Source organism: Agrobacterium pusense (assembly GCF_900102105.1).
Classification (GTDB): Bacteria; Pseudomonadota; Alphaproteobacteria; order Rhizobiales; family Rhizobiaceae; genus Agrobacterium; species Agrobacterium pusense.
Genome location: NZ_FNBB01000013.1, coordinates 120538 through 128650 on the forward strand (window position 1 = coordinate 120538; position 8113 = coordinate 128650).

The following is an 8113-nucleotide window of genomic DNA, read 5'->3' on the forward strand; positions in this document are numbered from 1 at the left end:
CGATCGCAACCTTGAAATCCCCTAAGACAATAAGGTCGTTCAATGCTTCTCGTCATCCTGGTTGCTGCTGGTTTACTTTTTCTCACCATCGTTCTCCACGGACTGGTTGTGATGTGTCTCTATCATTTATCCATAAGTAAATTCAGAAATGCCCGCGAGTTATCAGGATCTGCAAGGCTATGCCTAACCTATGTGTTTGTTATTGGTTTTGTCCTGGCCCACTTCGGTGAAATTGTTATGTGGGCCACAGCTTATAGAGCCTTTGGAGCGCTCGCCAGCATGGAGGAGGCGATCTACTTTTCCGCCATAACCTTTGCGACAATCGGTTACGGCGATGTCACTCTCTCGGGTGAATGGAGAATCGCGAGCGCCTTTGAAGGTGTCAATGGCATCCTGCTTTTCGGCTGGACAACTGCTTTTTTGTTCAAGGTATCCGGCACGCTCTGGTTCGCCGACGGGGGGTCAACTGCATTCCAAGACAGGACAAATGAGACGATTCCCCGTTGAGCGTTCAGGCCCGTCCGTAGGTTACGGTAATCTACATATACAGCCCAAATGGCACAGATATCCTGAGCTTATGCTTCTCGGCTGCTCATCAGGAAATTCCGATAATGAAAAGGCTCCTTCTTTCCCTGTTCGTACTTTTGAATGTTCTCCCCGCCGTTGCTCAAACAGTGGCGCCTCCTGCAGAGAAGATAGAAGCACTGACCCGTTTGCTTCAAGACCCCGACATCCAGGCATGGATCAAGCGTGCAGACCATGTCGCGGAGCCTGCTCCAGTGGAAGACACGACTGGGATGACGATTTCCACTTGGGAGTCCGCGGTACGTGATCGTTTGAGGCAGACCATCTCAAGCGTACCTCGCATCCCGACAGAGGTGGCAAGTGCGGTCCGCCGAGTAAGAGCGGAAGCCACCTCTGACGTGTATGCTCCTGTCCTCATGATCTTTACAGGCTTTGTATTGGTCGGGTTGTTTGCAGAACGACTTTATCTTGGCTTGCGAGCGGTTCCGAATGACGGTGCGACGAGAGTCTTATCCGTCGTGATATTTGCCTTCGCAATGGCAATCCTCTTCCTCGCGATCGACTGGCCGCCTTTGGTGCGAACCGTCTTACTTATCTATCTCATCGCGTTAGTCGGTTTCCGGCTCGTGTCATCATTCTTGGCAATCAGCAGTATTCGCGAAGGTTTGGTGAAGTGGCGTGTCTTTGCTGCCCTTGCGATTTTTGCGTTCGCGAACGCGGTGGCCGGCCCGCTGATCGGGGTAGATCGAAGTGTCGTTGACGCGCTGTCCTACCTCAGCTCCCTTGTCCTGCTAGCGTTTTTGCTCGTGGCAATTTGGTCGGTGCAAAAACACAGCGTTCGGCGAAAGCTTGTGCTGACGATCGCTGTGGTGTGTGTCTGGTCGTTGTGGAGCCTCGGTTTCAAGGGGCTGTTCTGGCTTGGCGTGTACGCACTCATTCTTCCAGCCACGCTCCGAGCTGTGGAAAGGGGTGTCCTGCGTACCGCCCCTGATCTCAAGGGACTGCGTAGCGTACTTCTCGTACGTGGAGCACGAGCAGTAGTTATTGCCTTGGCACTTGGCTGGCTCACGGTCGTCTGGAAGATGAATCCGGAAGGGCTCGCTCAGCGCGACCCACTCGTATCTGCGTTTTTCTATGGCTTGCTCAAAAGTATCATGGTTGTGCTCATAGCTGACCTTCTATGGCATTTGGCAAAGAGCTGGATCGACAGCACCCTCGTCACAGACGGTGACGAGGGTCTAACTCCACAGGACCGCGCCAGGCGTGGCCGGCTGCGGACTTTGCTACCGATCATGCGTAACGGGTTGGCAGCCGTGGGCCTCACCATTACGGCACTCCTTGTGCTGGCTGAACTCGGTGTGGAGATCGGGCCGTTGATCGCTGGTGCTGGTGTGTTCGGCGTAGCGATCGGCTTCGGCTCCCAGACGCTGGTCAAGGATGTTATCAGCGGCGTTTTCTATATGCTCGATGATGCCTTTAGAGTGGGAGAATATATTCAGGCGAAGAACTACAAAGGAACCGTTGAGGGCTTCAGTCTTCGCTCTGTCCGCCTGCGTCATCATCGCGGCCCAATATTTACGGTTCCATTCGGGGAGCTAGGCGCGGTCGAAAACATGAGCCGCGACTGGGGGGTCGTAAAATTCCGTATTTCCGTGGGGTTCGACGCTGACGTTGAAAAAGCCAGGAAGCTTACCAAGAAAATCGGTGCAACGATGCTCGAAGACCCGGAGTTTGGTCCTTTGTTCATCGAGCCCCTGAAAATGAAAGGCGTTGAGGAGTTCGGAGACTACGGAATGGTGTTGAGTTTTGGCATGACCCTGAAGCCCTCGCCGATGCAATCCTTCATCCGGCGCCGCGCCAATCTCTTGCTTCGTGAGGCCTTCGTCGCAAACGGCATTCAGTTTGCTCAGCCGATGGTAAATGTCGGAGGAGAGAACCCTGGCGGCAACGTGACCGCGGCGGCACTTCAGACGATTACCAAAGCGCACGCGACGGCAACCCTGGAAGCGGGAGGCGCCTAATATCGGCCAAGGTTTCGCTGTGTTTCGCGATGGAGGACCTATGGACACGCCACCAATTATCAACGAATACGCCGAAATAATACAAACATCCCTTGCACCAGTTTTTCTGCTAGCGGGGACGGCGGCGTTTGTTGGCATCTACAATATGCGGCTTGGAAGGGTCGCCGACAGGCTAAACGAGGTCGGCGATAAAGATGTGCCAGGTGAACGGGGGGCGCAATGGCTTAGTTACCTCCGGCGGCGCACCCTCATACTTGAGACCGCAGTCATTCTCGGCGTTCTCGCCGGCATCTGCACTTGCGCCGCGATTCTCAATCTTCTCGCTGGAGCGCTCTATATTCGTCTCAGGCCGGAAAATCTGCCATGGTTTTTCGGAGGAGCAATCGTGTGTCTTATGCTTTCCCTTATCGCATTTCTAACCGAGCTCACCTACGCGGGACGAAGTATGGTGCGGCAGATCCGGACCCGTTTTCCGCTTCGCGAATAAACAGTGTTTGCAGCATTTCGTATTTCAACGAACTTGCTATCGAGCAATCTCGAAGTGCCCTCCCGGCTTGGACGACTACGCCAGCGTTCTACAATCCAAATGGAACTTTCAGTGGTTTTCAGCGCTAAAGAAAAAGGTCTTGCAGACGCCACGGTTTGGCAAGCCGGTGCCTTTTGTCTACGGCGTGATGTGAACGATGATCTCGAAATTCTCCTGATCGAAAGCAGGCGAAACGGCCTGTGGGGCGTTCCCAAAGGTCACATCGAATCGAATGAGACGACGGCTGCTACTGCAAAGCGCGAAGCCTTTGAGGAGGCGGGAGTTCTAGGGGATATTAACGCGATTCCATTCGGGATGTTTCGTTACAAGAAAGACAGTTGCGCGACTATTTTCCATGTAACCGTACACGAACTCACGGTTGCCTCGATAGCGGAAATCTTCCCAGAGAAAACTCTACGACCTTCCAAATGGTTTCCGATCAAATCAGCGGTACGGACCGCTTCCCACCCCGGATTAAAGAGGCTGCTGCAAAAGTTGGCAGGTTCTGAATGCGGCAGACATCAACAGCTCCAAGATTAATTTGGGACTTGTAACAACTGTCATGCTAAACACTAAATAGTTGCGCAAAATGGATAAAAAGGCGAGTAAATTATATTCTTGGGGCCGAAAGTTCGGATCCCATCAAGGCGATAGAGCATTTTTTCGCGATCCGGTCGGGTAGCGAGTAAATAATGCGGCGGGATCGCTATTCTTGGAAAGAGAATTGGCTTCAGGGCATGCAGGATTGGGCCTAGAATAGCATCACGATGCCGCTGAAGGATACGGCCCGACAAGCGCTCGCACATCGTCTAGATATCGCCACCGGATTCCATAGAGATGTGCTTCTCCCTAAACTGCGCTCGCAGCCAAGAAAAAATCCGGGCAGCAGACATCGACGGCCGAGAAGACGATCAAGGACATCCGCCGCGCCACGCGCACGCACCATTCAGCCGAGGATAAAATCCGTGTCGTCCTGGAAGGCCTGCGTGGAGAAGACAGCATCGCTGCGGTCTGCCGCCGTGAGGGGATCGTCGAGAGCCTTTATTATAGCTGGTCGAAGGAATTTCTCGAAGCGGGCAAGAAGCGGCTCGCGGGCAATACCGCCCGTTCGGCAACGAGTGACGAGGTGAAGGCGCTGCGTCGTGAAAGCCGAGATCTGAAAAAGGCGCTGGCTGACCTTGCCCTGGAAAACCGCCTGCTCAATAAAAGCATGATCGCGGATGGGGGCGACGACGAATGAGATACCGCGCCACCGAGAAACTAGAAATCATTCGGCTCGTCGAATAGTCGCACCTGTCGGCCGGGTAAACCCTCGACAAGCTCGGTATCCCAAGGCCGACCTCCTACCGCTGGTGTGATCGTCTCCTGACCCATGACGTCGAGGGCCTTGAGGACCGGACGTCTGCACCGTCGCGGGTTTGGAACCGCATCCCCGGCGATATCAGCGATCGCATCATCACCATGGCGCTGGATCATGCCGATCTGTCCCCGCGCGAGCTGGCGGTGAGGTTTACCGACACGGAAAGCTATTTCGTTTCAGAAGCTTCAGTCTATCGCCTGCTCAAGGCCCACGACCTGATCACGTCGCCATCCTATATCGTCATCAAGGCCAATGATGAGTTCAAGGACAAGACTACGCGCCCGAACGAGATGTGGCAGACCGACTTCACCTACCTGAAGGTCATCGGCTGCGGATGGTTCTACCTGCCGACCACTCTCGACGACTTCTCGCGCTACATCATTACATGGAAGCTGTGCACCAGCATGAAGGTGGATGAGCTCACTGACACGCTTGACCTGGCACTGGCCGCCTCAGGCTGCGACAAGGTCAAGGTCGAGCACCGGCCGCGCCTGCTGTCCGACAATGGCCCGTGTTACGTCGCATCCGATCTCGGCGAATGGTTGGAGACATACAAGATCAACCAGGCCCATGGCGCTCCCGGCCATCCTCAAACGCAAGGCAAGATCGAGCGTTGGCATCAGACGCTCAAGAACCGCGTCCTGATGAAAAACTACTTCTTCAAAGAAGACCTCGAAGCCCAGATCGCGGCCTTCGTCGACCGCTACAATCATCGCCGATACCACGAGAGCCTCGACAATCTCGCCCCGGCCGACGGCTATTTCGGGCGCGGCCAGACCATCCTGCGCGAACGCGAAAGGATCAAACGCGACACCATCAAACAGCGCCGCTTGAACCATCCGGCCAAAGCGGCTTAAATCAAAATACGAGCCGAGCCGGAAACTCCATTCTTCCAAAGCTCAAAAAGTCTCAAATCATTCGACGACGGACACAGACGCCTTGCGCAAGATCTCGTTGGCCTGACGAAGCTCGCAGTTATCCCGCTCAAGAGCCTTCATATTCTCGGCCGCGTCGCTCGGCGAGCCTGCCCGTTTGCCGGTGTCGACCTCGGTCTTCTTCACCCATTCATGCAGCGTGGCTGGCGAGTAACCGATCTTGCCCGCAATAGATGAAACGGCAGCCCACCGCGATGGGTGCTCAGCCTCGTGAGCCAGCACCATACGCATGGCGCGTTGGCGGACTTCAGGTAAAACTTGTTCGTTGTCTTGCTCATATCGGCTCCACTCTCTCAGAAGTTGGAGCCTCTGGCAAACCCGGTGCGGTTCAATTTCGCTTTCAATTCGGCTATGACTTTCACCGTACTCAACACTTCCGGTGCACCCTCTGGAGGCAGCATCAGCGTGGTTACATTCGCTCATAATACCAGAAAAATGACTGAAAGCGGGGCGCAACCGACACGTAATGGTGCCGTAACAATTCAAGGAAAAATTAGACCTACAGGAGAAAAAAATGCGACTATTACTTATTGAAGACGAAGCTGAGTTAGCTGAAGCCATGGCAAGCGCCTTGGCTAACCACAAGATGGTATTAGATCACGTAACCAGCTTATCGCTCGGCCTCGAAGCTCTTGAAACTCCCGTACATGATGTCGTGATTCTCGACAGAAGCCTCCCAGATGGCGACGGTCTTTCGTTCTTGTCAAGGTTGCGAAATTATGGCAACGCAACTCCAGTAATCGTTCTAACCGCTTACAATGACCTCCAGCAGCGGATCCAAGGTTTGAATGAAGGCGCGGACGACTATCTGGGCAAGCCGTTTCACTTGGAGGAATTAATAGCTCGTGTTCGGGCAGTAGTTCGCCGCAAACCGACTTATCCAGACGATGTGTATGTTGCCGGCGATGTAGAACTCAATTCCACTATCGGGTATGTAGCAGTACGAGGCGTACAGTTAAACCTTCCGCGTCGCGAGCACATTATTTTAACAACGTTGATACGTCGGCCAAATTACGTTGTTCAACGACACGCGCTAGAAGAGGCGGTGTATGGATACAACGACGAAATACAATCGAACGCACTAGATAGCCACGTATCGCGCTTGCGCAAAAAGTTGACTGATCTGGGATCTACACGAAAAATTGTTAGTGTCCGGGGCGTAGGCTACATGCTGAAATGACTAAATCAACACGCTTCCTGTCTTCGCTTAAGTGGAAGATAGTATCTAAATTTTCCGCGTTGCTTTTGATGCTCATGGTGGCGATCAATGTAGGGTTTGTTATATGGGTCTTGATTGAAGCGCCGAGTGTAAATGGTCCTGATACGTCATTAGAGGCCAGCATAGCGGATAGTCTCGCGTACGTCGACGAGAAACTCATTGTCGCCTCCACGGACGAGATCGATGCTGTTAAGTCCAAGTCGCCAAACTTTTGGTTCACAGCGATAGACTTTAACGGCAACCAAGTCACTTTCGGAAACCCTCCGCAAGAGCTAAAACCTCTCCTTTCTCGACTGCCGACGTTGATGCAGGTGAATATCATAGAGGGGCATGATTCACCCCTTACCGTCGTACTAGCCTATACAACCATCGGCGAGCACAACCTTCGGCTTGTTTACGGAGGGAGCTCAATGCCTGGTTCGCATTTTGCAAACATCATTTACCTTCTCAAAGCGTTGTACCTACCAACGATAATAGTGCCTTTTATGATGGCGTTGGTAGTGTTGCCCATACTTGTTAAGAAGTCTTTGTCTGGGTTGGAGGAGGTCGTTACTCAAGCAGAGAAAATTGATCTACGTACGACAAATAATCGTATCAACCCGATTAAACCGGTATCAGAATTAATTCCTCTCATCGACGCCTTCAATCAAGCACTCGAACGAATCTCTGAGGAGTTTCAGTTACGACAAAGATTCATAAGTGACGCCGCACATGAATTACGAACTCCTATAACCATCTTGCAGACGAGAATCGAAGCGCAGCCCGAGAGTGAAAATCGAGATAAGCTACTCCGAGACGTCAAAAGGATGCACGGCGTTGCAGAACAGCTTCTCGATATCCAAAGATTCAGCATAATGCATCATATGGCCGCTGTCGATTTGGTCCCGTTGTGTCGCAATGCCGTGGCTGCGATTGCGCCGATAGCATATGATTCAGGTATCGAGATGGGTTTCCATTCCGATCGAACTGCTGCCATAATTACAGCCGACGAAAAGTCGATCGAACGTGCAATATTCAATCTTCTTAATAACGCCATCGAACATAGCGGCGACGCTGATCAGATCTCGCTCGAGATCGACGAATTTGGCGCGGTGTTTGTCGCCGATAATGGTGTCGGCATTCCTACTGAGCATGAAGATAAAATTTTTTCCCCTTTCTATCGTTGCATCCCTAAACAAACGGGTTCTGGATTAGGATTGAGCTTGGTGTCTGAAATTGCAAAGGTTCATGGCGGCACAATAAGCCTCGTAAGAACAACAAAGGGTGCGACCTTCAAGCTCCTGATCCCGCTGAGTTGAAGCCATTTAAGTGCAAAGACCGTAACAAGGTTTACTTTAGCAAAGCTTGGGCTTCTATAGAAACGGTTTCGCACCGCACCTCGGTGCTACCGCCTCGAATGTTGCAACTGACCTGAGACCCAATCTCCCTCCAGTGACCTTGCCCCGTTGAAATAATCCATTTTGAAGTAAGGTCTGGCCCAATGAGAGGACCAGGGAATGAAGCGCAATCGTTTTACAGAAGAACAGA

Annotated in this window: 6 protein-coding genes and 2 pseudogenes; 7 read left to right on the plus strand and 1 reads right to left on the minus strand. The window is 52.6% G+C overall.

Going from position 1 to position 8113, the window contains the following annotated elements; all coding sequences use genetic code 11:
• Positions 1 to 42 precede the first annotated feature (42 nt).
• The 5 genes and pseudogenes from BLU28_RS22645 (at position 43) to BLU28_RS22665 (ending at position 5289) form a co-directional block, all read left to right on the plus strand.
• Positions 43 to 507 (plus strand): potassium channel family protein, encoded by a 465-nt coding sequence (locus BLU28_RS22645; RefSeq protein ID WP_077987738.1) that lies wholly within the window; start codon positions 43 to 45, stop codon positions 505 to 507.
• Between the two features lie 104 nt (positions 508 to 611).
• Entirely contained in the window at positions 612 to 2546 is a 1935-nt protein-coding gene (locus BLU28_RS22650) for a mechanosensitive ion channel family protein (protein WP_077987739.1), read from the plus strand.
• Between the two features lie 40 nt (positions 2547 to 2586).
• Positions 2587 to 3033, plus strand: coding sequence for a DUF2721 domain-containing protein (locus tag BLU28_RS22655; RefSeq protein WP_077987740.1), 447 nt, complete (start codon positions 2587 to 2589; stop codon positions 3031 to 3033).
• A 3-nt stretch (positions 3034 to 3036) separates the two neighbouring features.
• Complete coding sequence (locus tag BLU28_RS22660) at positions 3037 to 3612, plus strand: NUDIX hydrolase (protein ID WP_234794434.1); 576 nt, start codon at positions 3037 to 3039, stop codon at positions 3610 to 3612.
• Positions 3613 to 3982: 370 nt separating this feature from the next.
• Positions 3983 to 5289: pseudogene (locus tag BLU28_RS22665) on the plus strand (IS3 family transposase).
• Positions 5290 to 5364: 75 nt separating this feature from the next.
• Here the strand turns inward: BLU28_RS22665 and BLU28_RS22670 are convergent.
• Positions 5365 to 5645, minus strand: a pseudogene (locus tag BLU28_RS22670) (transposase); the annotation flags it as partial.
• A gap of 236 nt (positions 5646 to 5881) precedes the next feature.
• Here BLU28_RS22670 and BLU28_RS22675 point away from each other — a divergent pair.
• Together BLU28_RS22675 and BLU28_RS22680 are read left to right on the plus strand one after the other, a co-directional pair.
• Positions 5882 to 6547, plus strand: coding sequence for a response regulator transcription factor (locus BLU28_RS22675; protein WP_077987742.1), 666 nt, complete (start codon positions 5882 to 5884; stop codon positions 6545 to 6547).
• Entirely contained in the window at positions 6544 to 7884 is a 1341-nt protein-coding gene (locus BLU28_RS22680) for a sensor histidine kinase (protein ID WP_077987743.1), read from the plus strand. Before BLU28_RS22675 ends, BLU28_RS22680 begins: the two co-directional genes overlap by 4 nt.
• Positions 7885 to 8113: the final 229 nt, after the last annotated feature.

Bases quoted from the DNA above. Each gene is read 5' to 3' on its own strand.
- BLU28_RS22645 (WP_077987738.1), top strand. From the start codon at position 43: ATGCTTCTCGTCATCCTGGTTGCTGCTGGTTTACTTTTTCTCACCATC.
- BLU28_RS22650 (WP_077987739.1), top strand. From the start codon at position 612: ATGAAAAGGCTCCTTCTTTCCCTGTTCGTACTTTTGAATGTTCTCCCC.
- BLU28_RS22655 (WP_077987740.1), top strand. From the start codon at position 2,587: ATGGACACGCCACCAATTATCAACGAATACGCCGAAATAATACAAACA.
- BLU28_RS22675 (WP_077987742.1), top strand. From the start codon at position 5,882: ATGCGACTATTACTTATTGAAGACGAAGCTGAGTTAGCTGAAGCCATG.
- BLU28_RS22680 (WP_077987743.1), top strand. From the start codon at position 6,544: ATGACTAAATCAACACGCTTCCTGTCTTCGCTTAAGTGGAAGATAGTA.